Raw genomic sequence first — 24,736 nt, 5'->3', positions numbered from 1 at the left:
ATTATCATCCTTTTTATTAGCCTACTAACTACTTATTTACATTAAATATTGACTTAAGCTGAGTTAGAATAAAATCACCCACTCCTTTTGGGTTTTGAGCTTTTATTATTGAATAAGCAATTTTAGGTGTAAATAGCTTAGGATAGTATACTAAATATCTGGGCTCCCAGGATGTTGGCCCATATTTCTTCTTATAATGATATAAAGACTTAAAACCGTAGAAACTATTAAGTTTTTCGTATACAAAATCAAGCAGTTTACCGGTAACCTTTCCATCATCTGCAGCATTTGCAAGAGGTGCAAGACCTAAAGATCCCCACTTTGCTCCTTCTAATTTCATTTTTTCAAAGGCTTCAATAGTTATTTTTTCCATAACACCTATTGGAGCATCACTCTTTCTTCTTGTAACATCTGCATAATAACCTTTTCCTCCTAAAAATGGTGAAAACACAATAAAGCCAAGCATTTTATGTTCACTGTCATAAGCTGTAAAGTATCTCCTATCCATAGGATTATCAATGGAGGTTGTACCTAACATAAAGGATAATTCACTGCTTTTTTTGTCCTTAAGCCATTCTTTTGAAATATTTTCAATCTCCTGTTCAACTAATTTGTCTCTATGTTCTAAAGACTTATATTCTGAAACAGTAATTCCTAATGCACTTGCGTGATTTATGGCATTTCTTATCTTTGCTGCTTTGCCGCCTTTAAGGTTGTAAGTATTAAGCTCAAACATTGCTTCCTCTCCATACTTAGTGACTCCAAAACCAAACTGTTTATATAACAAAATATGTTTTTCAAGTGTATTACAAAAACATATTTCTAGGTCATTTTGCTTGCAGTAGGTTATAAATTCTGTAAGAAGAAATGGTAGATTTTCATCTGAGCATATTGGGTCGCCTGCACAAACTGCAACTCCTGCTGCAATTGTATAGGCTATAACACCTTCTATATCTTTTCCAAAATAATATTTCTTATCATTTTCAATAGAAACATAGGAAAGAGGATTGTCTCCATATTCCTTAAGCAATTTTCTTACCTTTTCTTTATCATAGCCAGTTACAATTGGTTGATATACAAGTGGCTTTAAAATAAATAAAAATGCAGCTATTATTCCTATCCAGTTTATGACTATTCCTGACTTGGCAATCACTAGTTTTATTCTTGAAACTCTTCCTAAAACAGACGGGTCAATTAGAAATAACATTTTTAGAGTATTTGAAACTGCATCATAAACTCCATTTACAGTTGATATTTTAATTTTCAGCACATAGATAGTAAAGCAGGTATTTAGCAAAATTATTGCAATAACCGTTAGACCAAGTAAAATACCATTTCTAAGGCTTAATGGGTCAGATGCCCTTTTAAATTTCTTGTAGTTAGAAACTAAAATTACTATAACCATTAATTCAATAATTACAGTGGGTCTAAATGTTCTGCCACCTCTAAAAATGTGCATGAAAGTAAGGATTGACACCATACATACAGAAATTATCCACGCCATCCTCATTCGTTTAAACAAGCGATAGCTTATAAAGATTAGTCCAAATCCAATAATAACAGACAAGATTCTATGAAATTGTAAAGTTTTCGGATTAATAAAGCTATAATTACCTATATCTGTTAAGATTTCAAGCCGATGATTATAACCTATAAGTATGCTTTCAATTCCTATGAGTATTATAAGAATAACAGTCATATTTATTAAAGCATCTTTAACATTCCATGAAGTTATCTTCTTCACTAGATACACATCCTATCCACATATAAGGTATGTTTCTTATACCTTAGTTTTTCTTCTTATCTTCTCTATTCTCCGATTCTAACTGTCTGCATTTATCTTCCTTTTTTCATATTCCGCTGGAAGCATATGGTATGCTGTCCTCTCTATATATTTTTTCTGCTCCATGATGGTCAAATTGTCCTCCGCCAACATCGTATACTATTTCAACCATATCTAAAACTGCTGAATCTCTTGTTCTAATTAGCTCTACCTCAAAAATTTCCTTAAGAATAGCTGTAGCCATTACCTCATCAGCATGAAATCTTCCATCATGAGTACCAATTCTTTTAAATTCTTTCTTCATATCTATGATACACCTTCTTTAGTTTTAACTAAACATAATTCTTAACTTCAAATAAACATTATAAACAATACCATATAGTATATGCAGTTTAAAATCTCTCATTTATCCTTGTTTTATGACTTATTATATTCTAACCATTTACGAGTTATCATTTCGCAAATTGATACAGCTGCTATTACAGAAAAATTTATATCTGTATTAATGCCTTTAGGCTCAGAATTATACTTTTTTCTTAATTTTAAAACCATTAACTCTACACTTTCTTCTGGCTTGCACTTAAAGCATATATTTAAGCCTCCATTAATCTGCTTTTTCAAAAAACTAGTATGTAATGCTCCTTCATAAGCTAAATGAGTTACGATATTTTCTTTCTGATATTCATGAGTATGATATAAGCAAAAATAATCGCAAATAAAATGACATATTATGCCGAGCCCCAGTGAGAATACCTTACCCGTAACATTACTATTAATTAGCTCATTAGCATTATGATTGATAGTCTCTAAACTATCTTCCAGATTATGATCACAATCAATATAACTTTTGTCTAAATCAGGCTGAATATTTCCATAAGAAAAAGAATGCCAGTCTAATTTATAATTTAATTTATTTATAAGGTATTTATAAACTAAGTTAGCTATTATTATATGAGTTCCTGCTACCATAATTTCCACTCCTCCCTTATACATAATATTCTTAAGTAAGTGGATTTATGGTTAGGTTTGTCTCCTATTCACCTATTTATTAAATTCACATAAGCTATAAATAGAAGACAATAATCTGGAGGAGAGTAATGTTAATCCATGTAGTTAATTCAGGGGATACACTTTGGCAAATCTCAAATTTTTATAATGTTCCAATGACGAAAATAATTATAGTTAATGGACTTCAATATCCTAATGACCTGCTTATAGGTCAAGCCATAATTATTCCAACTGAAGATACCATTTACATTGTTAGAAGCGGTGACACCTTATGGAAAATTGCTCAGCTTTATGGGGTATCTGTACAATCCATAGTACAGGCAAACAACATTAGTAATATTGATAATATTTATCCAGGGCTCCAGTTAATTATTCCAGCTGTTAGATATACCTTAAAACCAGGAGAAACCTTATGGCAGGTAGCGCAGCGCTACGGAGTTTCCCTTAGCAGATTAATAGAATTAAATAATATTGTAAACCCAAATCTCGTTTACCCAGGCACAATTCTAGTTATTCCAAGAATAAGGCCTTCTACTTATGTAAATGGATATATTTACGATTTTACTGAAAGCTCTGTTCAAACTGTTAGGGAAGTTGCTCCCTTTTTAACTTATTTAGCTCCTTTTGCATATAGGATTAAAGAAGATGGTACTTTAGAAACTATTGATGATTCCTCATTAATAAATGCTGCCTATGCAGGAAGCATAGTGCCCATGATGTCAATAACCAATTTTACTTCCACGGAGCTCGGCCATAATCTTGCACATGTGGTTTTATCAAGTAAAGATATCAGCGAGAAACTCATTACTAACATTATTAATATTATGAAGGATAAAGGGTACCAAGGGGTAAATATAGATTTTGAAAATGTGCTTCCACAGGATAGAGAGAATTATAATCAATTTTTAAAAAATTTAGTGCAGCGGCTTCATAGAGAGAATTTCTTCGTATCCACTGCTCTAGCTCCAAAAACGGGAGAAAGCCAGCAGGGCTTATTGTATGAAGCTCACGATTATGCTGCACATGGAAGAATAGTAGATTTTGTTATATTAATGACCTACGAGTGGGGTTATCGCCTAGGCCCACCCCAGGCAATTTCACCTTTAGATAAAATAAAACAAGTGCTTGATTACGCTGTTTCTGTTATACCTCGAGATAAAATTTTCTTTGGCTTTCAATTATATGCTAGGGACTGGCTTCTTCCACATATTCAAGGTATGGAAGCAGAAACCTTTAGTATGCAGGAAGCTATTTCAAGGGCTGTTAAATATGGAGCAGTTATTAATTTTGATGCAGTAAGCCAGACTCCATATTTTAACTATGTTGATAATCAAGGAAGGGCTCATGTGGTGTGGTTTGAGGATGCTAGAAGTGCTCAGGCTAAATTTGATACGGTAAAGGATTATAATTTAAGAGGCATCAGCTATTGGGCCTTAGGCTACCCTTTCCCGCAAAATTGGACTTTGCTGAAAGATAATTTTAATATAATAAAGCTTATATAGTTATTTACAAACAATATAATTTATGGTAAAATGCAACAAAGTGAGTGTACTTAATTTATAGCAGTACAGGGACCTTTTCCTACACGTAGAGTTTAACCCTGCGGAGTCACTAATTAGATAAGCATTACGTAAACTTAACTTATACATGTGGAAATATCGAATCTTCACCGATTTTTCACATGCATAAGTTAATAGTTGGAGTTGCTTATCTAAAATGTGACTTTGCAGGGTTTTTATTTTTATCTAAAAGGGGGGCGAAACTATGCGTATTGAAAAAAATGTGAAGCTTTATTACTTATATTCAACCTTTGCAGAGCTTTTAATCTTGGGACCAATTTTAGTATTATTTCTTACAGCAAAAGGGCTAAGTTTTACTGAAATAATGCTGCTTCAATCAATATCTTCTATTTCAGTATTTTTCTTTGAAGTTCCAACTGGGGCAGTTGCTGATAAGTTAGGAAGAAAATATAGTATCCTTATTGGCGCATCACTATGGGCTTTAGGACTTCTATTTTATGTAATCGGGAAAAGCTTCTTTGTATTTGCACTATCTGAAATCACTTTTAGTCTAGGATCAGCTTTTAAGTCCGGTGCGGATACTGCATTAATTTATGATTCTTTAAAGATGCTTAAAAGAGAAAAAGAATTTCAAATGATTGAAGGTAAGGCACGTTCCTATTCTTTATATGCTCAGGCACTTGGATCAGTATTATCAAGCTTTTTGTATGAGAAAAATGTTAATCTTCCCTTAATTGTTTCAATAATATTTATGCTTGTAACTATAGCCATCGTTCTAACATTTAAGGAGCCAGAAGTTGAAGGTAAGGAAGGCAGATTTGGCATTAACTATTTTAAGCATATTAAAGAGAGCGGCAAGTATATTTTAAATCATGACAAGCTTAAAGCTATTGTATTCTTCTCTATGATTTTTTTTGTATTTTATAGAACTGGATTTTGGTACTTTCAGCCTTATATGGAGGGCGTTAATATACCAGTAAAATATTTTGGAGTTATTTTTTTTATATTTAATATTACTGCTGCTTTTATTTCAAAAAGAAGTTCATATATTATGGAAAAAACTAAGCCTAAGACTCTAACTTTTATGTCGGCTCTTATGATAGTATCCTTTTTAATATTAGGAAAGGTTAGAGCTTGGCCAGGAGTTTTTGCAATACTACTTCAACAGGCAGCAAGGGGCATATATGGACCAGTAACTACAAAATATTTAAACAAGCATATTCCTTCAGATAAGCGTTCTACCATTCTTTCCTTCCAAAGTCTTTGTACAAATTTAGCAGTTGCCATAGCTTTCCCATTCATGGGTATCTTAAAGGATCACAGTGACATATTCACAACACATTTAATTTTGTCAGCGGCAATGATTATTTTAACTTTTATTAGTATAAAGTATATGGACGGAAAGCTAGGAGTTGGGAAAGTGGTTAACAAAGCATCATTGTAATAGGACATGTGGCTTGGGGATGTTTCTCCTGCCACATTTTCATGTTATAGAGACGTTTCTCCTGCCACATATATTGATATATTCCTCAGTAAATTATTGTAAAAAATATATATTGACAAAACTTTATTTTTGTGTTATGATATAAGTTTTTACGCTTGCTAAAATTATTGTAAATGCTATAATATTTTATACTAAAACCATTATTAATTTTGGAGGTATAAAATGAAGATAGCTGATGGAATAGAAATGTTAGAGGTTTCAGTAAATTTAATGGGAAATCCAGAAATGATTTACCCATCACTTATAAAAGATAAGGATACTATGATTTTGGTAGATACAGGCTATCCTAATCAGCTGATGCAAGTCCAAGAATCTTTTAATACTGCAAATCTATCTTTTTCAGAGCTCAATAAAATAATTCTCACTCATCAAGATATAGATCATGTTGGCGGTCTTCCAAGCATTCTGAAGGAATCAACACAAAAGCTTGAAATTCTTACACATGAATTAGAGAAGGAATATATTGAAGGTGAAAAATACCCAGTAAAGCTAGCAGCACTTGAAGCTAGACTTGACTCCCTTCCTGAGCAGATTAAAAAAATACAAGAGGCTTTAAAAGGATTCTATAGCAATTTGCATGTAAAAATAGACAGAACGTTATCTGATGGAGAAGAGCTTCCTTACTTAGGAGGAATAATTGTGATTTTTACACCTGGCCATACTCCAGGTCATATTTGCCTGTATCTTAAACAAAGTAAAACCCTGATTGCTGGTGATGCATTAGCTGTTGAAAACGGAGCACTTGTTACCGCTTCTTCAAGTATTAATTTTAATAATTCTTTATATATAGATTCCTTAAGAAAACTTTCAAATTATGATATAGAAGCCGTGATATGCTATCATGGTGGCTTATATAAAGGCAATGTAACACAACAAATTATAGAATTGATTAATAGTTAATAATAATGAGCCACCAGATTCTGTAGCTCATTCAATGTGGCATAGAGACGCTTCTCCTGCCACATTTTCTTGTATCACGAGAAACGTCCCTATGCCAAATATTATAAATATATGTCCGAAAATTCTATTTCTATTTGTTTTACTATTCGACTTTCTCTTTCCACAAAATCCTCTGCTATATTGCTTCCCGAAGGAACTTGATCTACTGACATTCTTTTAGTGGCAGGAATCAAAACAGTAAAATTGCTGCCTTTCTGTTCTTCACTTTCTAAAAAGATATATGCTTCAAGTGCATTAACAAGCAGCTTAACAAGGTGGAGGCCTATTCCTATGCCCTCTGCATGTCTAGATAAGCTTGTATCAACTTGTCCAAACTTTTCAAATATAAGTGCTTGCTTGCTTTTGGGTATTCCGATACCTTCATCTTGAACGCTAATACAAATCATATTTTTATTTTTATATTTTTTATTAGTTACTGTTACATTTATGGATTTACCAGATGGTGTAAATTTTAATGCGTTAGAAAGTAGATTTAAAATTATCCTTTCTATTTTTTCTTCATCAACTAATATTTCCTTATTTTTAAATTTAGAAGTAAATCTTATCTCCACGCCCTTTTGCTCAGCAATATATTCAACTGAGTTAACAAGTGAATTGATAAGATAAACAATATCAAAAATGCCTTTCTTAATCTTTAAATTTCCTGAATTGATACGTGTAATTTCAAGTAGATTATTTACTAATCTAAGTTGTCTATTTGTATTCTGTCCAATTGTTGAAATAAGCTTGCCCATATTATTAGATATCTGACTTCTATATAAAGTATTTATTGATTGTAAAGCTAAACTTATGACTGCTATGGGCGTTTTGAATTCGTGAGAAATAAGATACAAAAACTCATCTTTTAATCTTATAGAATTTTCAAGGGCTTCATTTTTTTCTCTTTCTATTTTCAATAATTGTTCTTGTTGAATTTTAAGTAATTCATTAAAATGCATTTGTGCAAGTTGTCCTTCAATTTTCTTGCGCTCCGTTAGATCCTCAATTAGAATAATAGTTCCTTGAAACTTATCGCTGACATCTAACATACGACTAAATTTAATAGATAGGTTTCTGAGTCCTTGGGTAGGTGAATCAAAATCTATTTCTACTGATGTTTCCAAATCACCTCCAAGAAAAAACTCCATAAATTCATCATATAACCAAGGTAATACTTGGATTAATTTAAGCTTTGAAGGTAAATTGGAATAATAAATATATCCAGGTGATTGCATACTTTCGTTTATAAGCTGTTGTGCAGCATAATTTATATTAATGCAGTAATTTTCATTATCTAAAACAAAGGCTGGATTTGATATGCTTTCAAAAATAGTCAAGTATTTATTCTTTTCATTTGTAAGATTTCGGTTGGTAGTTTGAAGCTCTAAAAGCAGTTTTTCTTTTGATTTAGAGTTCCATTCTGAGCAAAATGCAATCTCGTTATTATCAAAATAGCGATTTATCCATAGTTCAAACAGATATTTATGCTCTAAGTCTTGAACTGATTCCCTAATGAGGTCCAAATATGATTGGCGATAATATTTCATGAGACTCAAAAACATTTCAAGGGTAACACCTCTTTTTCTATGCTTTTGAGCTTCAGCAATACCAAAAGAAGACATGGGGCTATGCTGGAAATCTTGGTCAACAAAAATTTCATGGACTTCAGGATTAGTTAAAATTGCATTTACTAAAGTCTGTGATAAACCTGAAACAGATGCTATCCAAGCTTCTTCTAAGGTGGAAGTATATTTGACATAGTCATAAAGTTTAGCATAATGTAAAATACGTTTTAATAGGAATTTCTGATTGTCTTTTATTAAATCAATAAGTATTTGAAGTTTCAAAAAATCTCCCCCTTATTAATATATGGATATGAGCAGATTTATTATTGAACGAAGACTATCACAATTTAATAAGACCCGACGATTATTATATAAACTTCTCTTTTTTTTATTTTACAACCAAAAGTTCCTATTATCCACCATAATTTTACAACATTTTTTGACATTATTCTGAATATTTAGACGTTAACATAAAGTTCTAATATTTAAGTGTTACTTACTAACAAAATCTTCTCTTATAATACCAATAATTTCTGTTATTACTTGTCTTCTCTATTTTCATCCACGCTTTTGCTCCACTCTCTGCAGAAGTTGCATTCCTTTCTATGAAGATCCATCCAGGTAACTGTTTCTTTTTCAACCTCTCCTTTTATAAAGGGTATATATAAATTTTTAAATTGCGAGCATTGGCTCTTAAACGCTCTCATTTTTTTCTTTCCTCCTTTTATACTTTTAACCTGTAACCTGCTCCCCATACAGTCTCGATATACTGCGGATTTGAAGAATCAGATTCAATCTTTTCCCTAATCCTTCCCACATGAACTGTAACTGTAGCACTGTCACCTAAAGAATCTAGTCCCCAAATTCTTTCAAATAGCTCTTCTCGGCCAAAAACTCTGTTTGGATTTTGAGCTAAATATATTAAGAGGTCGAATTCCTTCTGCGGCAAATTCACTTCTCTCCCATGAATAAAAACTCTTCTTGAGTCCTTTTGAATTTCTAGACCTCTTATGATAATGCTGCTGTTATTTTCCTTACTGCCAATCCTGCTTTTTATTCTTTCATAATTTTGTATATGTGTCTTCACTCTGGCAACAAGTTCGCCAGGGCTAAAGGGTTTAGTTATATAATCGTCTGCCCCAAGACTTAAGCCCTTTATCTTATCAATCTCTTCTTTTTTGGCTGATACAATTAAAACAGGTATGTTCTTATCTTCTTGTATTCTTTTCAAAATATCATATCCATCCATTTGGGGAAGCATAAGGTCAAGTATCAAGAGATCATATTCCTTTTCCTTCATGGCTTTAAGTCCTTTTATACCGTCAGTACATATGTCAACCTCAAAGCTTGAAAGCTCCAAATAGTCCTTTTGAAGCTTAGCAATACTAATATCATCTTCAATAATTAATACACTTTTCATAAATCTCTACCTCTCCTGTTTAGCAAGTGATATCAATATACTCGTACCAGCACTTCCGTGGCTTATAGCCCATATCCTTCCTTTATGACCTTCCACAATTTGTTTTGCTATAGCAAGTCCAAGTCCGGTTCCTTTCGTCTCTGTTCTAGCACTATCTCCCCTATAAAATCTGTCAAAAATTTTATTTGCGTCTTCCTTTTCAATTCCAGAACCATTATCTCTTATTTCAATAACAATACTCAAATTAGTCTCTCTAAGAGTTATTGTAATTTGTCCTTCTTCCTTATCCATATATTTACGAGAGTTATCTATAATGTTCATTATAACTCTCCTCATTCTTTCTCTATCAATAGTAATGAATCTTACCCCTTCTAAATCATTTTTAAGATTTATTTTTATATTAACTTTTTCTAGCTCTATTGCACTGTCAAATATGCAGTATTTAAAATACTCCTCAGCATCTGTCTTTTCAAAATCAAAAGGCAGCTTTTTCAAGTCTAGTTTAGAATATAAAAGCAAATCATCAATTAATGAATCAATAAGTTCCGCTTTGGAATAAACTGTTCTAAGATAACTATCAAGCTTATCTTGGGTGTTTGCCACTCCATCTAAAATACCTTCCACATAACCTTTTATAGAGGTTATTGGTGTTTTCAAATCGTGAGAAATGCTAGATACAAGCATATTTCTATTATCGTCATACTTAGTTTTTTCCTGTACAGAATCCTTCAATTGTATCCTCATTTTTTCAAAATCTCTGCATAATTCCATTATTTCCTGATCACCAGCTTCAACTACTTCGTAATCAAGATTTCCGCTGCTAATTTCTCCTGCAGCTCTTTTTAGTAGTTCCACCGGCTTAAGTATTCTTTTGGAAAACAAGTAGGATGCAAAGGTATTTACCGCTATGAAGGAAATTACAAATATAATTATGAGTATTAAAATAATATCCTGCAGTGACTGCTGTTCCCCTATAGGTGCTAATAATATTATATCTGCAGTTGTTCCATCATTAAGCTTTACTGGTAATGTCTCAATGGTATATAATATGTTCTCAACTTTTATACTGTTATTTATAGAAGGGTTATTTTTATCCTCCACAAATTTCTCTATATCAATCTTATTAAAGTTTTTAGATGAATAAAGAAGTTTGTCATTATTTATAATTGCTATTTCCCCATTAAAGCTTAATAGCTTTGCCTTCATATAATTTTGAAAATTAGCATCCTTTATAGTCTCAGGATTTTGTATTAAAATGCCGCTTTTATTATCAAGTAGTTCAGCTTTTACAGCCAATAATTCTTTGAAGTTCTCGAAACCTGCATTCTTATGAAAAACTCCCGGAACAATTATACTTAAAATTAAAGCCGCAATAAAAGTAACCACAATCGGAATAGTAACTATTACTGAATTTGAGAGAAGGGTGCGTCTTTTAATGTTCATTTGCTCTCCTTAAAAATCCTTTTTATCAAATAAATAGTAGCTTCCTGTAAATAATATTATAACATAACTACTCATAAGTAAAAAATCTCTAATGATTTTTGAAAGAGGCAGAGTGTTCATAAGCCAGAGATTATACCAATCAAGCATGGAAGTAAAAAGCAAACCTGAATACCTGGAAAAAACAATTCCAAGGGCTTTAAAAGCGATAAATATAAGAATAGACATAAAAAAGACACTTGTACCGCTTCTAAATATATTTGCAAGAGTTATTATAACAAGAGTGAGAACCAGCATTGGCATTAGCGTAACTAAATAGGAAATTAATATTTTAATTAAGCTATGTAACGTAAAGGAATTTGTATTAAACATAAGCCCTACTATAATTGAAAAAAACATTACTACTAAAAGATTTGCAGCTACAAATATCATAATGGCAGAAAGCTTTGCGGTAAAAAACTTTAATCTTGTAACAGGTCTTGTTAGTGAAATTTTCATGGTATTCTGTGAAAACTCTCCAGAAAAACTATCTACTGTTACTAAGGCTGTAAAAAGAGGAAGTATGGAATTAACTACAACTGAAAGTATAAGTATGGGGAATTCACCACTGCCTGCCCCTCTTAGACCAAAGCCAGTCCTTAAGCCTACAAGCATAACCTGTCCTGCTATAATACAAATTAGTGATAATATTACAGCTACTATCCCTTTTTTCTTTTTACTTAATCTTTCTAATTCATTTATTAAAGTAGCCTTAAATTCTCCCATTTCTCTCTACCTCGCTGATAAAATAATTTTCCAGTGATGCATAACTATTTAATATATTTTCAGTACTGTCTACATTTAGTATCTTTCCATCATATAAAATACCGATTCTAGTACAGGTTAACTCAACATCATGAATAAGATGGCTAGAAATAAAGAAGGTTGTCTTCTCTTTTTCTGCAAGGTCTTTTATAATATTCCTCATCTGTACCATTCCTTGCACATCAAGTCCATTTAAGGGCTCGTCCAAAATTATCACTTCAGGCTTAGATAAAATGGCAGCAGCAATTCCCAATCTTTGCTTCATACCCAAAGAAAATTTTCTTGCCTGTTCATTTTTATATTTTATAAGATCCACAAGTTCTAAAACTTCCTCTATTCTATTTTCATTAACATTTTTGTAATATCTTCCGAACTGTATTAAATTTTCTTTAGCTGTTAGATATGGATAGGATTCTGCCGTTTCAATTATACATCCCACTTTTTCCATAGCCTTTTCATATTCCTCACGAATACTATAGCCAAATATTTTTACATCACCGCTGTCAGGTCTTGAAAGGCCTGTCATTATTTTCATAGCAGTGGTTTTGCCTGCACCATTTGGGCCTAAAAACCCAAATATATCACCTCTATTTATTTCTAGACTGATATCATTTATTCCCCTGCCATTTTTAAAAATCTTAGTAATATGGTCTATTTCAATGACTTTTTCCATAAGTGCCTCCTGCAAATATTTATACAGCGGAGAATTGATAATGGCTGTATTTGTAGCTGCATTATCAATTCTCATTATTAATCAGAGTTTGTTTAAATATTGTTCTTAGTCAAAAACCTTATATAAGCTTAAATCATCTAATATTATGTTCCCTTTTGATGGTTCATTGAAGTTAATATATAATCTTGCTCCATATGGTGTAATCCCAATCTGCCCTTTTATGCTCTTACCATCTGAATTTGTATAGTTAAAGCTAGGATTGTATGGATCTTTATCAAAGTTAGCTGTAAGTTTGAAATCCTTCCTATTTGCTGCATATTCCTCATAGCCTTTTCTATACTCTTCATGGTATCTTCCTGTAAAAGAATTATCATCTGAAGATTCAATGTCAAATATTCTCTCTCCAATTTTAACAAGCTTTCCATCCTTGTCTATTATTATGTCCCCTTTATACTGGCCTGAATAATTTTTATAATTAGGCTTATTTTGCATTTTACTATTTGAAACTTTTTCAACCTTTTTCCCAGTAAGATCAGGCTTACTTATAACAGTTGAATTTACATTCTGGAGCTTTCCAAGTAATTCAAAGGTTATAATGTGAGCTGCTCCCTTATTATCTTTTCCAGAAAGGGTTCCTGTAGCAAGAATACTTTCAATTAAGCCATTCTTATCAACATTAATTTTTCCTTTCACATCCTTAACAAATATATCACTTGTTATTTTAGTTGCTTTCTCAGGATTAACCCCAGCTCTTGCTGCATAGTATCCACCATAGGAGTTTTTAAATTCAAAGGAAGTTACAGCGTTTACCAGTGCTGGTATTTGAGCTTCACTAAGTGACCCTGATAATATCTTGCCTCCATCAGGTCTTGCAGTCACCTCAACATAGTCCTTAAGATTTGCTGTAAGGGCATCAGCAATTTTCTCTAAATCACCTGCAGAATTCTCCTTAAATGGGTTTCTAATGGCTACCTGATTATTTGTCCCATTATTTTCACCTACATAATAAATTTTCTGCTGACTATTATAATTTATAAAGCTATTTTTATCTGTATAGTTGTAGCCTTCTACCTTTTCATTATTATAATTTATATTTGTTGAAACATCTTCCCTAACCCCTTTTTTAATATCAACCTTAGTTACTGTATTTTGTGAAGACAAATTCACATCATTATCCTTCATGACAAAGGACACATCCATTGTGTAGCTTGAAAGTTTACTGCTATAACTTTCTGCTGTGAACTTTAAAGCATCTTTTATCTGGTCATAGCCGCTTTTTGAAGCTACATCAGCCAAAGCAGTCGTTGCAAATAAGAGTGTACCTAAAGTAAAGCTAAGCAGCATCACTGTTTTCTTCTTTAATTTCAATAATAACCTCTCCTTTATTCTTTTTTCTATTTGTAGGAAAGCTTCCCATATTCTTATTGTAAATTATCACCCTATATTTTCCATAAACTAAATATAAATAAAATATAAACTTTTATGGGTTTTGGGGACGGTTAATAACTTTGTTCACCTTAGATATGAAAAGAGGGACGGTTAATGATCTTGTGCACTTTAGATATTAGGAGCGGTTAATAAATATATACACCTTTGAGCCATATTTTTAACCGTCACTTAATTTTAAAGTGTAAATAGTCATTAACCGTCCCTAATCTATGAACTCACACTAATAAAGGCAAATGAACTCTCTAGATTTTTAAATAAGCGTATCCCTTATTTCAATTTCAGTACCCTCCGGTGCCTTAATTTTAAATAAGTATCCATCTTCAACTTTATAGATTTCTTCTCCATTTTTAATCCTGAAATTTGTGTAGCCTAATTTTTTTATCCTATCAAATTCTTGGTTAACATTATCCACTAAAAAACACATGTGCACTATTCCTTCATTTAATGAACTCCAATTATTTAATTTATCTCCATTTTTGCTAGTTTGCAATTCAATCATAAACGTTCCCATTCTTAGCCAGGTGTTAAAATCTCTTTTATGAAAATTAGCTGTTTCTGATACTAATTCAAACCCTAAAATTTCAGTATAAAATTTAAGTGATTCTTCATATTTTTCTGTTTGAATACAGACATGGTGTAACACTTTCATGCTCATAATTTTTCTCCCTATGTGCAGTTATTTCAAATTATATATTTTAATTACATACTAACGATATCATCTCTTTGAATATCAATAATTTCTGCATCCGTATTACCTTCTATAAAATTAATTACATTTTCCATAGTTGAATCTACTTGTGCGGTACTTCCGCATATTGCTGCAATACCTATGACTATTATTTGATGAATATCCTGTTCAGCTACTTCTGCAACTGATAAATTAAACTTATTTTTTAATCTTTGAACAATGCTCTTTACCACCATCCTCTTTTCCTTTAGAGAATGTACCCAAGATGCTCTTAAAGTAACTTTTAATAATAACACCTTCATAATCCTTCACCTACTCCATTACAAAAACAGTTTTCTAAATTCTTAAATTATAATTTATGCATTATTAATTTAACTATTCTATTTATAGGTTAATTATATCATAAAGCTATTCATATTATTTAAGGCTTTGTTCCATATTACCCCAATAAAAAATGCCACAAACCTTCTTGTTTATGACACTTTTTTTTGCTGAATCTTAAGCCTTTACTAAAACCAGCTTTCAGGAAATAATATTCTATTTTAATTTAATTTCTAAATCTCCAATTCCAACCTTTACATCTACTATAATATTGTTTTGTGTTTTTCCATAACTATCATTTACATACTCATCATTTTTCTTAATAAATCCCTTAGTTTTAAGGCCTCCAATACCATTATTTGCTTTTATCTTTACTCCTATATCCTTTGGTACATATACTGTAGTCTTTCCTATTCCGCCCTCAATACTTACATTAACATCATTTTTATATTTACCTGAAATATCAATACTAACAGCCCCTACTCCTGTCTTAACATATAAATTTCTCATATTAAGCTCTTGAAGATTTACTTTTGCTTCTCCTACTCCCATATCAATATTCATATCCATAGGAATATCTTTGTTAAATGCTAAATCCCATGTGTATTCACTTTTACCAATACTTATATTATTATTCATTTGCATATCAGATGGGCTCTTTATATCAATAATCCCTTTATCTCCTGATTCACTATAACCCACTTCTGGCTTCCAATCCTCTTTTGTATATGTGAAACTTCCATCCATCATTTTATCTGTGCTCTTATCTATGGTAAGTTCCCCTACAGCCATTTTTATCTGTACTTCTGATTCCTTCGCATTTCCTAGGTCTATAACCTTTTTATCTACTCTGCCCATGCCACCGTTTTTGTTGTTAGATGTGAATTTCACTGAGCATCCGCTTAAACTTATAACCACTACTAATACCAAAATTAAATAGCCTATACCCCTTTTTATTGACACCATATACACCTCTCAACTCCTTATATATCTATTTTATTATCAATTAGATATCCTGTAGATAAAAATAGTCCTATATATACTATGATATTATAAATAAATGCTGCTATATTTATATTTATAGATCCATTACTAATTGACATCATAGATTCATTATTAATTGTCATAAGGCTCCCATTTGCTTGGGTATTTTGAAGAAAATCTAACCCGAAGCTAAAAGCTTGAGGAAATAATTTCATTAAATGATATTCTACATAAAATATAACTACATTAAGCACTATAAATGCTATGAATCCTAAGAATCCACTCATTTTCTTTTTTCTTAATGCTACCCTGGTAATAGTTATTGAAAAATAAATCATTAAAAGTAACATTATTAAATTAATTATACCAAACAAAGCACCTACCAAAAATGCAGCCTTTGTATTAACATACAAATTTATTTGATTAATAACCTCAGGACCAATAAACCCAATTAATATTCTAGTAGAAATTGAAACCACAATTCCAAGTCCAATAAACCAAACTATTCCAGCTATAAGCTTTGATGCTACTATTTTCTTTCCTCCTATAGGTAGAGTAAAGGTTAAATACCCTTTATCTTCATACATTTCGTTTTTAAATGAACTCACTACAAAGACAAAGACTACTACAAATGCTCCTACAGCTACTGATGAAAATAGTGCAATTATAGCAGCATTATTCCAGATATTAATCCTTGTAAAAATCAAAATATTTAATAACGCTATAATGGCAAACAATCCTAAAAACGATTTGTAGTTTCCTTTAAACTCATATTTTAAAAGCTTACCCATTATTCAAATACCTCCCTAAATAACTCATCAATTGACTTTCCTTTTTCCGATCTTAAATCCTCTGCATTACCAGAGAGGACTATTTCTCCATCCTTTATAAAAGCAACATCATCAAAAATTCTTTCAATATCCTTAACAAGATGTGTGGTTATAATCATTGAACTTTCTTCATTATAGCTCTGTATAATTGCATCTAATATTTTCTCTCTTGCTACTGGATCAACCCCCGCTAAAGGTTCATCGAGAATATATAATTTTGCCTTTCTTGATAAGACTAATGTTAGATTTAACTTTTCCATCATACCTTTTGATAGAGTTGTTATTTTTAAATCCTTATCCAGATCCATGAACTTTAAAAGTTCATCACATCTAGTTTCATCAAAGTCTTTGTAAAAATCTTTAAAGAATCCTACCGCATCCTTAATCTTCATCCACTTATATAGATAGGTTCTATCAGGTAGATAAGACACGAGTTCTTTCGTTGTAACTCCAGGCTTACTTCTATTTATTAGTATCTCTCCGCTTGACTGTCTCAAAATTCCTGCCGCAATTTTTATAAAAGTAGTTTTACCACTTCCGTTTGGCCCTAATAATCCTAATACTTTTCCTTTTTCAAGAGAGAAGTTTACTTCTCTTAAGGCTTTTTTATTGAAATAGCTTTTAGATAAGCCCTTTGTTTCTAATATAAAATCCATACTTTATTCCTCCTTTTAGTCGGAAACACTGAGTAGTTTAAGACTACTCGCTCCCGCTCATAAAACTACTCGTTAAAGCCCATTTAGGGCTTTAACCTCCTTTTAGTCGGAAACACTGAGTAGTTTAAGACTACTCGCTCCCCTCGTGAAACTACTCGTTAAAGCCCATTTAGGGCTTTAACCTCCTTTTAGTCGGAACACGGGGTAATTTAACCTCGTTCGCTCCGCTCACAAACTACCCGTAAAAGTCCATTTAGGACTTTTACTTCCTCAAATTCTTTGATACTAAATCAAGTATTTCATCATTACTGAAGCCTAATTGCTTCATTCCCTCTATAAATGAGTTCATTACTTCATTTGCTGTATCACGTCTTAGACTAAATAATATATTTTCATCCTCTGTTATAAAGGTTCCCATTCCCCTTTGAGTGTAGGCTATTCCTTCTCTTTCAAGCTCTTTGTATGCTCTTTGAATTGTATTTGGATTAACCTTTAAATCAGTTGATAAGTCTCTTACTGATGCCAATTTCTCTCCTCCTTTTAACTCTTTTGATACTATCTGCCTCTTTATGATATTCATTATCTGAATGTAAATAGGCGTGTTTTCGTCAAATATTATTTCCATATCACACCTCCAAGGGATTGTTTCACCTTAATGCTGAGCATTGTTTTATTGTAATAGTGTACTACTAGTTTAATACACTATTACATTCTTGTCAATATTCTTTATAAATTTTTACATATTTTTCATTTTTGTAAAATAAAAAGGCATAAGCCTTAAGCTTTATACCTTTGATCTATAGTAATATATCTATTTATTCTTATTGTTTAATTTTTACCTCATAGTTATAATTTATCTGGTATTTTGTCAATCTTATATTTTCATAATAAAATACTCATTCAATCTTACTTGGCATTACTAAAGCAAATATTAAGTATGCTAATATTCCGCATCCGCCTAATAGTATAAATAATACCCATCCTAAACGTACAACTGTAGGATCAATATCAAAATACTCTGCTATTCCTCCACAAACTCCTGCAATTACTTTATTAGAATTAGATTTGTACAACTTTTTATCCATATTATCCCCCCATTCTTATTAAAAGCCAATTAAAATTTCACTTACAATAAGTATCATCACTTACTGTCAAATTGATACGGTATATTATTCCTCATTATATAATATTACAGTTTTTTATAGAATATTAATTCTCATATATACTTGTTTTAAAACTTAATTTTATACTCCTAACCAGTTCCCCTTACTGGCAAAGAGTGCATAAAGTTGTTAACCGCCCCTAAGTTAGAGCCACTTTTTCCTCTTAAAGAAGGCAATTTGAATTACGGTCATTAATACAACAAAGATTATAAAAAGAAGATAACTATATTTATAGTTAAGCTCTACCATATTTGAAAAATTCATTCCAAACCAGCCAGTAAGCAAGGCTATTGAGGTCATAATGGTTGTAATTGAAGTTAAAAATTTCATAACCACATTCATGGAATTGGATAACTGTGAGGAATATAACTCAAGACAGGAGGTTACCATCTCCTGGTCTGACTCAATAAGGTCATATATCCTTAAAATATGGTCATAAATATCTGAAAAGTACATTCTGCTTTTTTCATCTGCAATATCCTCATGTCTTAAGAGTGTATTTATAACTTCACGCAGAGGGGAAACCACCCTTCTAAGCTTGGTTACATCTCTCTTAGTCTTCATTATCTCATTTAATGTATCCTGCACAGGTTTATTCATGGCTTTAAATTCAAGGGTATTAATAGCTTCCTCAAGTCTATCAGTTAGAAGAAAATACTGGTCTACAGCTTCGTCTAAAATATGATACAATAGAAAACCTATGCCATTTTGAAATATATCCATTTCCTTTTTATACTTATTTATTATGTCACTTATAACTTTACTTTCACCATAATGAATGCTGATTAAATAATTTTCACCAATAAAAATATATAAATTCCTATAAGAATAATAATTACCTTGGCTGCTTTGATGAGTAACTGCAATTAGAAAATGATAATTATCAAATTCATCGATTTTAGAACGTTTAGTCTTTGATATACAATCTTCTATAGAAAGAGAATGAAACATATAAAACTTTTTTAATTCCTCTAAATCTGCTGGGGATGGGTTGTCCATGTCTATCCAGTAATTATCCTTCTCATCTTTAATTTTGCTTAACACATCTAAAACAGATGGACTCTCATAAATAGTGTCTTTAATAATTTTAACCATAATACCACCTCAAAAAAATTATGAGTAACAAATATATTATAATATACTTTCCACTATTAGTAAAAAAGAAATGGTCCTAGCAAAAATTGCTAGAACCTTATAGTATCGGTAAAGAATCATATTTAGGCAGATAGGGGCCTCCTATGCAATAAGCTGAAGACTAATAAGAGCGTTATATATGCCATGAGAAAAAACATCATCGGTAACTAAGTTTGCAACTTTTTTTAATTTTTCATTTGCATTACCCATGGCTATACCACAGCCTACTGTTTGCAGCATTTCAATATCATTAATTCCATCACCGAAGGCAAAGGTATCTTCTAATTTAATGTTAAGATAATCTATCAGTCTTTTTATACCATCTGCCTTTGTGCAATCCTTGAAGTATATATCATAGGAGTTTTCACCTGGGTGTCTCATAAAGGTAAACTGATCCTTAAGCAGCTCAAAACTAATTTCCTTTTGTCTTTCATTATCAAAAATCAATACCATTTTATTTGCTGAAATATCTTTGCTTTCTGCTTTATCAGTTAAGCATCTTTTTTGTATAGAAAAGGCACTTACTAATTGTTTTATATTTTTAGAGTTAAAGTCTGAAAAATAGGAAAGCTCTTGACCCTCAAATACATAGTCCATATTCTCTACTTGGCACATTGAAATAACTTTATCTATAGTTTCTTTATCAATGGTTCTATTGTATATAGCTTTACCATCAAGTTCTACATATGCACCATTAGAGGTTATATATGCATCAAAGTCTAGCTTTGTAATTTCATCGTATAAAAAAGACTTTGGTCTTCCAGTAGCTAGTACTGCTAGATCTCCATTTCTCTTAATTTTATTAATAGCTTCCTTTGTAGAATCTAGTACGTAATTCATTCCATTAACACAATCTATTAAAGTTCCATCAACATCAAAAAATACTGCTTTTTTTCCCATTTTAAATCTCCTTAAATAATAGCATTAAAAAATAAAGCATCAGTCTTGCAAAAAATTCTTAGATAATGCTTTATTGTATATAGTTATTTTTCCTATCTTATAATAACATATTTTATTTTAAGATGCATGTCCACTATTGATAAATTTCATGCTATAAGTGGTATAATTAGAGTAGATAATACCAAATTTTAGAATGAAAATTATTTATATATAGTATGCCTATAAAATACAAAAGTAAGGTTGTGATTAAGATGATTCAGTTAGTTACAGACAGTTCTGCTGATTTACCTAAGGAGCTTATTGATAAATATGACATTCACGTAGTGCCTTTAACTATAACCATTGATGGTAAGGAATATCAAGAAGGAATTGATTTAACGCCGCAGGACTTTCACACAATGCTTAATAATTCTAAAGAGCTGCCAAAAACTTCTCAACCTTCGCCAGGAGCCTTTGCAGATTTATTTAAAACTTTAGCTAGTAAGGGTCCAATTCTCTGCCTTACAATATCTTCAGGGCTAAGCGGAACTTACCAATCAGCTTGCATTGGAAGAGATATGTCTCAGGTCGATGTAACTGTTTTTGATACCTTAGCAGGGTCATTGGCTCATGGCCTTCAGTTAATAGCAGCGAGAAAGCTTGCTGATGAAGGATTATCCATAGAAAAAATAGTTGAATATCTTATGGAATATCGTAAACATTCAAATATATTAATTTTATTAGATACCTTAGAAAACATTGTTAAAGGCGGCCGTCTCAGCAAATTTCAAGGTTCATTAGCCAAGGTACTTGATATCAAGGTTTTACTTGAAAACGATGAGGGAAAAGTAAAATTAACTGAAAAAGTCCGTGGTAAGAAAAAGTTCTTAAAAAGAACAATAGAATTAATTGGAGAAAGAAAAACTGATTTTAAAGATACGGTGTTTGGAATCACTCATATAGATAACCTTGAGGATGCAGAGTATTTAAGAGATGAGATTATAAATAAATATAATCCCAAGGATGTAATTATAAATTATATGGGTGCAACTATGGGAACCTATGCAGGCAAAGGTGGTATGATTGTATCCTTTTATTAAAAAGTAAGATTACTCTTAGATACTCCACCATCTGCCTTTATTACGCTTATCTAAAAGACTTACTCTTATTGATAAGCTCCTGAAATTTTTCTAGTCCATTTACAACTTCCTTTAAATCTTCAATTGACGCATTTTTAGAAATATCAGCAAAATATTCACTTCTAATATTTTTCAGATTGAATTTTTCATAAAAATAATTAGATAAGGATAACTTTACAATTCTACGGTTATCCTCAGGAATTTCTCGAATGATATATCCTTGCTCTACTAATCTATCAACTAAACTCGAAACAGTACTCTTTGATAAATTTAATTTTTTGCTTAATTCTTGAAGATTGATTCCTGGATTTTCATAAATTGCATTTATGGAAAACCATTGTGAACCTGAAAAACCAAACTCCTTTGTCTTTTCTATGAAGTATTCGTTAAAATCCTTTAGTAGGGCTCTATAAAGTATCATTAATTTTTCAATATATTCATTAGCTGACTGCTCTGTGCTGCTATTCACTTCCATTTTGACCTCCTGATGGTTTAAAGACTTTTCATATATATTATATATGTTAGGAAAGTTTTTATCATAAGTCAATATAAAAACATTTTATTATAAAATCAAAAGTGACCCTATGCATACGTGGTCTTATATATGCATAGAGTCACCTTAATTTTACCTTTTTAATTAATCTTAAATATATTACACAGCTTCACTATCCAGGTTAGCACCTGTGAACTGGCTGTTGTATAGATCAGCATAGAAACCACCCTTGCTGAGCAATTCCTTGTGATTACCCATTTCAATAATTCTTCCCTTATTCATAACTAAGATAAGCTCTGCGTCACGGATAGTAGAAAGTCTGTGGGCAATTACAAAGCTTGTTCTATCCTTCATTAAATTAGCCATAGCCTTTTGTATTAATACTTCTGTTCTGGTATCAACACTACTAGTAGCCTCATCAAGAATTAATATTGTTGGATCTGCAAGTATTGCACGTGCAATAGTTAAGAGCTGCTTTTGCCCCTGCGAAATATTTGTTCCTTCTTCATTTAGGATTGTATCATATCCTTGAGGCAGTGTTCTTATAAAGTGGTCAGCATGGGCAGCTTTTGCAGCTCGGACAATGTCTTCCATGGCAGCTTCTTCTTTACCGTAAGCTATATTGTCTTTAATTGATCCATTGTACAGCCATGTATCTTGAAGAACCATACCAAACATCTTCCGCAATTCACTTCGTTTGATATCATTAATATTAATTCCGTCAATTGATATCTTACCTGCATTTATCTCATAGAAACGCATTAACAGATTTACAAGTGTTGTTTTACCTGCCCCTGTAGGTCCAACAATGGCAATTGTATGTCCCTGTTTCACTTCCAAATTCATGTCTTCTATTAGAGGTACATCTTCTACATATCTAAAATCAACATGTTCAAAGGCAACTTCTCCCTTTGGATTTTTCAGTACTACAGCATCACTGTTGTCAGGAATTTCCTCATCTTCATCCAATATTTCGAATACACGTTCAGCACAAGCTACAGTTGATTGTATTATATTAGCTATATTTGCAGTTTGAACTATAGGCATAGTAAAGGATCTTGAATATTGAATAAAGGCAAGTATATCTCCTAAACCCAATATACTCTTAGTAATCCAAATACCACCTACCATACTTATTCCCACATAACCAATATTGCTTATAAAGTTCATTAGCGGGTACATAATACCTGAAACAAATTGAGCTCTCCAGCCTGCATTTTTTAGTCTTTTATTTATTGCTTCAAACTCTTCTATTGAATCTTTTTCATGTCCAAAAGCTTTTACTATTTTATGTCCTGTGTACATTTCTTCTACATGCCCGCTAATAAGGCCGATTTCCTTTTGTTGAGCTGCAAAGTACTTCTGTGACTTCTTAGCAATAGTAACTGTAGCTATAATATACAGCGGTAAAGTAGCTATTACAATAAGTGTTAAAACAGGACTGATTGTAAGCATCATTATGATATAACCGATTATAGACACAACAGATGTAATTATTTGTGTTAAGCTCTGCTGCAAAGTAGTTGCAATAGTATCAACGTCATTTGTAACACGGCTTAAAATATCACCATGAGCATGCATATCAAAGTACTTAAGCGGCAGCCTTGCAAGCTTTTCGTCTACCTCTCTCCTTAAATCACGGACTGTCTTCTGTGAAACTCCTGACATTACAAGACCCATTGTCAAGCTGAATAATGCACTTATTACATACATTCCTATTAGTATAAGCGCAATTATTCCAATATAGTGGAAATCATATTCACCATTTGTTTCTCTTATTGCAGTAATTACTGACTTTATTTGATCATCAGTAAACTTCACATTATCTTTTGGATCTGTAGGAGCATTATCCATGGTCTTTGTCAATTCACTTCCCAAATCCAAAATTTTCTTAGTTACATCAGCCCTTTGATTGGCATCGGTTAATGTATCCAGCTTTGGAAGTGCAATAAACTCCTGAATTGACTTTATACTCTTTGTATCTATTTTATTTTTTGAATTTGAACTGTTAGTAGTATCTATCTCCGGCATGCTGCCGAATATATCAAGCATTTTGCTTGTAACTTTAGCTTTTTCATTAGTGTCAGTTATTGAGTTTAGCATTGGTAAACTTAATAATTCTTTTACACTATTAAGCTCTTCAGGATTCATTGTGTCATTTGATTGTGTACTTGAACCGTTGTCCACCTTAGGCATTTTACCAAGTACATCAACCAATTTGATTACTGATGCAGTCTTTTCTTTTGAATCATTAATTGTGCTTATATCCGGCACTGCCAATAAGTCTTTAATAGTCTGTAGGTCTGACTTATTTATCTGGCTTCCAGAGCTTGAAGTATTACTG

General features: G+C 31.8%; 25 protein-coding genes. 4 read left to right on the top strand and 21 right to left on the bottom strand.

Going from position 1 to position 24,736, the window contains the following annotated elements; translation table 11 throughout:
• Positions 1-28 precede the first annotated feature (28 nt).
• The 3 genes from ACJDUH_RS02640 to ACJDUH_RS02630 form a co-directional block, all read right to left on the bottom strand.
• Entirely contained in the window at positions 29-1,744 is a 1,716-nt protein-coding gene (locus tag ACJDUH_RS02640; protein WP_406763600.1) for a phosphatidylglycerol lysyltransferase domain-containing protein, read from the bottom strand.
• A 106-nt stretch (positions 1,745-1,850) separates the two neighbouring features.
• A complete protein-coding gene (locus tag ACJDUH_RS02635) occupies positions 1,851-2,087 on the bottom strand; it encodes an MYG1 family protein (protein ID WP_406763599.1) in 237 nt (78 codons plus the stop codon).
• A gap of 113 nt (positions 2,088-2,200) precedes the next feature.
• Positions 2,201-2,752, bottom strand: coding sequence for a zinc dependent phospholipase C family protein (locus ACJDUH_RS02630; protein WP_406763598.1), 552 nt, complete (start codon positions 2,750-2,752; stop codon positions 2,201-2,203).
• A 128-nt stretch (positions 2,753-2,880) separates the two neighbouring features.
• Between ACJDUH_RS02630 and ACJDUH_RS02625 the strand changes: the two genes are divergently transcribed.
• From ACJDUH_RS02625 to ACJDUH_RS02615, 3 genes are all read left to right on the top strand, one after another.
• Complete coding sequence (locus ACJDUH_RS02625) at positions 2,881-4,293, top strand: LysM peptidoglycan-binding domain-containing protein (protein ID WP_406763597.1); 1,413 nt, start codon at positions 2,881-2,883, stop codon at positions 4,291-4,293.
• Positions 4,294-4,555: 262 nt separating this feature from the next.
• A complete protein-coding gene (locus ACJDUH_RS02620) occupies positions 4,556-5,755 on the top strand; it encodes an MFS transporter (protein WP_406763596.1) in 1,200 nt (399 codons plus the stop codon).
• Between the two features lie 222 nt (positions 5,756-5,977).
• Positions 5,978-6,715 (top strand): MBL fold metallo-hydrolase, encoded by a 738-nt coding sequence (locus ACJDUH_RS02615; RefSeq protein ID WP_406763595.1) that lies wholly within the window; start codon positions 5,978-5,980, stop codon positions 6,713-6,715.
• A gap of 101 nt (positions 6,716-6,816) precedes the next feature.
• Here the strand turns inward: ACJDUH_RS02615 and ACJDUH_RS02610 are convergent, their stop codons facing one another.
• The 16 genes from ACJDUH_RS02610 to ACJDUH_RS02535 all read right to left on the bottom strand — a co-directional run bounded on the left by ACJDUH_RS02610 (position 6,817) and on the right by ACJDUH_RS02535 (position 20,781).
• Positions 6,817-8,601, bottom strand: coding sequence for a sensor histidine kinase (locus ACJDUH_RS02610; protein ID WP_406763594.1), 1,785 nt, complete (start codon positions 8,599-8,601; stop codon positions 6,817-6,819).
• A gap of 257 nt (positions 8,602-8,858) precedes the next feature.
• Positions 8,859-9,026: a hypothetical protein gene (locus ACJDUH_RS02605; protein WP_406763593.1), complete on the bottom strand. Its 168-nt coding sequence runs from the start codon at positions 9,024-9,026 to the stop codon at positions 8,859-8,861.
• A gap of 17 nt (positions 9,027-9,043) precedes the next feature.
• Positions 9,044-9,739 (bottom strand): response regulator transcription factor, encoded by a 696-nt coding sequence (locus ACJDUH_RS02600; RefSeq protein ID WP_406763592.1) that lies wholly within the window; start codon positions 9,737-9,739, stop codon positions 9,044-9,046.
• Between the two features lie 6 nt (positions 9,740-9,745).
• The gene (locus ACJDUH_RS02595; protein WP_406763591.1) at positions 9,746-11,182 is read right to left on the bottom strand and encodes a HAMP domain-containing sensor histidine kinase; all 1,437 of its coding nucleotides are present in this window, start codon (positions 11,180-11,182) and stop codon (positions 9,746-9,748) included.
• A gap of 9 nt (positions 11,183-11,191) precedes the next feature.
• Positions 11,192-11,944: an ABC transporter permease gene (locus ACJDUH_RS02590; RefSeq protein ID WP_406763590.1), complete on the bottom strand. Its 753-nt coding sequence runs from the start codon at positions 11,942-11,944 to the stop codon at positions 11,192-11,194.
• Positions 11,931-12,656, bottom strand: a complete 726-nt coding sequence (locus tag ACJDUH_RS02585; protein WP_406765002.1) for an ABC transporter ATP-binding protein — start codon at positions 12,654-12,656, stop codon at positions 11,931-11,933. Before ACJDUH_RS02585 ends, ACJDUH_RS02590 begins: the two co-directional genes overlap by 14 nt.
• A 105-nt stretch (positions 12,657-12,761) precedes the next feature.
• Entirely contained in the window at positions 12,762-14,024 is a 1,263-nt protein-coding gene (locus ACJDUH_RS02580) for a hypothetical protein (RefSeq protein ID WP_406763589.1), read from the bottom strand.
• 331 nt (positions 14,025-14,355) lie between these two features.
• A complete protein-coding gene (locus ACJDUH_RS02575; protein WP_406763588.1) occupies positions 14,356-14,760 on the bottom strand; it encodes a VOC family protein in 405 nt (134 codons plus the stop codon).
• Between the two features lie 44 nt (positions 14,761-14,804).
• Entirely contained in the window at positions 14,805-15,095 is a 291-nt protein-coding gene (locus tag ACJDUH_RS02570; RefSeq protein WP_406763587.1) for a DUF503 domain-containing protein, read from the bottom strand.
• Between the two features lie 235 nt (positions 15,096-15,330).
• Positions 15,331-16,080, bottom strand: coding sequence for a toast rack family protein (locus tag ACJDUH_RS02565; protein WP_406763586.1), 750 nt, complete (start codon positions 16,078-16,080; stop codon positions 15,331-15,333).
• Positions 16,081-16,097: 17 nt separating this feature from the next.
• Entirely contained in the window at positions 16,098-16,889 is a 792-nt protein-coding gene (locus ACJDUH_RS02560) for a hypothetical protein (RefSeq protein ID WP_406763585.1), read from the bottom strand.
• Positions 16,889-17,584, bottom strand: a complete 696-nt coding sequence (locus ACJDUH_RS02555) for an ABC transporter ATP-binding protein (RefSeq protein WP_406763584.1) — start codon at positions 17,582-17,584, stop codon at positions 16,889-16,891. The genes ACJDUH_RS02560 and ACJDUH_RS02555 overlap by 1 nt, the downstream gene beginning before the upstream one ends.
• Before the next feature lie 262 nt (positions 17,585-17,846).
• Positions 17,847-18,209: a GntR family transcriptional regulator gene (locus ACJDUH_RS02550; protein WP_406763583.1), complete on the bottom strand. Its 363-nt coding sequence runs from the start codon at positions 18,207-18,209 to the stop codon at positions 17,847-17,849.
• Between the two features lie 271 nt (positions 18,210-18,480).
• On the bottom strand, positions 18,481-18,669 hold the full coding sequence (locus ACJDUH_RS02545; RefSeq protein WP_406763582.1) for a PspC domain-containing protein: 189 nt from the start codon (positions 18,667-18,669) through the stop codon (positions 18,481-18,483).
• Positions 18,670-18,891: 222 nt separating this feature from the next.
• A complete protein-coding gene (gene corA / locus ACJDUH_RS02540; protein ID WP_406763581.1) occupies positions 18,892-19,842 on the bottom strand; it encodes a magnesium/cobalt transporter CorA in 951 nt (316 codons plus the stop codon).
• 141 nt (positions 19,843-19,983) lie between these two features.
• Positions 19,984-20,781 (bottom strand): Cof-type HAD-IIB family hydrolase, encoded by a 798-nt coding sequence (locus ACJDUH_RS02535; RefSeq protein ID WP_406763580.1) that lies wholly within the window; start codon positions 20,779-20,781, stop codon positions 19,984-19,986.
• Positions 20,782-21,032: 251 nt separating this feature from the next.
• Between ACJDUH_RS02535 and ACJDUH_RS02530 the strand changes: the two genes are divergently transcribed.
• On the top strand, positions 21,033-21,860 hold the full coding sequence (locus tag ACJDUH_RS02530; RefSeq protein WP_406763579.1) for a DegV family protein: 828 nt from the start codon (positions 21,033-21,035) through the stop codon (positions 21,858-21,860).
• Positions 21,861-21,906: 46 nt separating this feature from the next.
• Here ACJDUH_RS02530 and ACJDUH_RS02525 read toward each other — a convergent pair whose 3' ends face one another.
• A complete protein-coding gene (locus tag ACJDUH_RS02525) occupies positions 21,907-22,374 on the bottom strand; it encodes a MarR family winged helix-turn-helix transcriptional regulator (RefSeq protein ID WP_406763578.1) in 468 nt (155 codons plus the stop codon).
• Between the two features lie 177 nt (positions 22,375-22,551).
• A complete protein-coding gene (locus tag ACJDUH_RS02520; RefSeq protein ID WP_406765001.1) occupies positions 22,552-24,588 on the bottom strand; it encodes an ABC transporter ATP-binding protein in 2,037 nt (678 codons plus the stop codon).
• Between the last annotated feature and the right edge of the window lie 148 nt (positions 24,589-24,736).

Source organism: Candidatus Clostridium radicumherbarum (genome assembly GCF_045310525.1).
In the GTDB taxonomy this organism is placed as follows: Bacteria; Bacillota; Clostridia; order Clostridiales; family Clostridiaceae; genus Clostridium_AT; species Clostridium_AT radicumherbarum.
This window is presented reverse-complemented; position numbering and strand designations above follow the sequence as displayed.

Excerpts from the sequence above, each read along its gene's own strand:
- ACJDUH_RS02635 (WP_406763599.1), bottom strand. The coding sequence starts at position 2,087 with ATGAAGAAAGAATTTAAAAGAATTGGTACTCATGATGGAAGATTTCAT.
- ACJDUH_RS02630 (WP_406763598.1), bottom strand. The coding sequence starts at position 2,752 with ATGGTAGCAGGAACTCATATAATAATAGCTAACTTAGTTTATAAATAC.
- ACJDUH_RS02625 (WP_406763597.1), top strand. The coding sequence starts at position 2,881 with ATGTTAATCCATGTAGTTAATTCAGGGGATACACTTTGGCAAATCTCA.
- ACJDUH_RS02620 (WP_406763596.1), top strand. The coding sequence starts at position 4,556 with ATGCGTATTGAAAAAAATGTGAAGCTTTATTACTTATATTCAACCTTT.
- ACJDUH_RS02615 (WP_406763595.1), top strand. The coding sequence starts at position 5,978 with ATGAAGATAGCTGATGGAATAGAAATGTTAGAGGTTTCAGTAAATTTA.
- ACJDUH_RS02605 (WP_406763593.1), bottom strand. The coding sequence starts at position 9,026 with ATGAGAGCGTTTAAGAGCCAATGCTCGCAATTTAAAAATTTATATATA.
- ACJDUH_RS02600 (WP_406763592.1), bottom strand. The coding sequence starts at position 9,739 with ATGAAAAGTGTATTAATTATTGAAGATGATATTAGTATTGCTAAGCTT.
- ACJDUH_RS02595 (WP_406763591.1), bottom strand. The coding sequence starts at position 11,182 with ATGAACATTAAAAGACGCACCCTTCTCTCAAATTCAGTAATAGTTACT.
- ACJDUH_RS02590 (WP_406763590.1), bottom strand. The coding sequence starts at position 11,944 with ATGGGAGAATTTAAGGCTACTTTAATAAATGAATTAGAAAGATTAAGT.
- ACJDUH_RS02585 (WP_406765002.1), bottom strand. The coding sequence starts at position 12,656 with ATGGAAAAAGTCATTGAAATAGACCATATTACTAAGATTTTTAAAAAT.
- ACJDUH_RS02575 (WP_406763588.1), bottom strand. The coding sequence starts at position 14,760 with ATGAGCATGAAAGTGTTACACCATGTCTGTATTCAAACAGAAAAATAT.
- ACJDUH_RS02570 (WP_406763587.1), bottom strand. The coding sequence starts at position 15,095 with ATGAAGGTGTTATTATTAAAAGTTACTTTAAGAGCATCTTGGGTACAT.
- ACJDUH_RS02565 (WP_406763586.1), bottom strand. The coding sequence starts at position 16,080 with ATGGTGTCAATAAAAAGGGGTATAGGCTATTTAATTTTGGTATTAGTA.
- ACJDUH_RS02560 (WP_406763585.1), bottom strand. The coding sequence starts at position 16,889 with ATGGGTAAGCTTTTAAAATATGAGTTTAAAGGAAACTACAAATCGTTT.
- ACJDUH_RS02555 (WP_406763584.1), bottom strand. The coding sequence starts at position 17,584 with ATGGATTTTATATTAGAAACAAAGGGCTTATCTAAAAGCTATTTCAAT.
- ACJDUH_RS02550 (WP_406763583.1), bottom strand. The coding sequence starts at position 18,209 with ATGGAAATAATATTTGACGAAAACACGCCTATTTACATTCAGATAATG.
- ACJDUH_RS02545 (WP_406763582.1), bottom strand. The coding sequence starts at position 18,669 with ATGGATAAAAAGTTGTACAAATCTAATTCTAATAAAGTAATTGCAGGA.
- corA (WP_406763581.1), bottom strand. The coding sequence starts at position 19,842 with ATGGTTAAAATTATTAAAGACACTATTTATGAGAGTCCATCTGTTTTA.
- ACJDUH_RS02535 (WP_406763580.1), bottom strand. The coding sequence starts at position 20,781 with ATGGGAAAAAAAGCAGTATTTTTTGATGTTGATGGAACTTTAATAGAT.
- ACJDUH_RS02530 (WP_406763579.1), top strand. The coding sequence starts at position 21,033 with ATGATTCAGTTAGTTACAGACAGTTCTGCTGATTTACCTAAGGAGCTT.
- ACJDUH_RS02525 (WP_406763578.1), bottom strand. The coding sequence starts at position 22,374 with ATGGAAGTGAATAGCAGCACAGAGCAGTCAGCTAATGAATATATTGAA.
- ACJDUH_RS02520 (WP_406765001.1), bottom strand. The coding sequence starts at position 24,588 with ATGCCTAAGGTGGACAACGGTTCAAGTACACAATCAAATGACACAATG.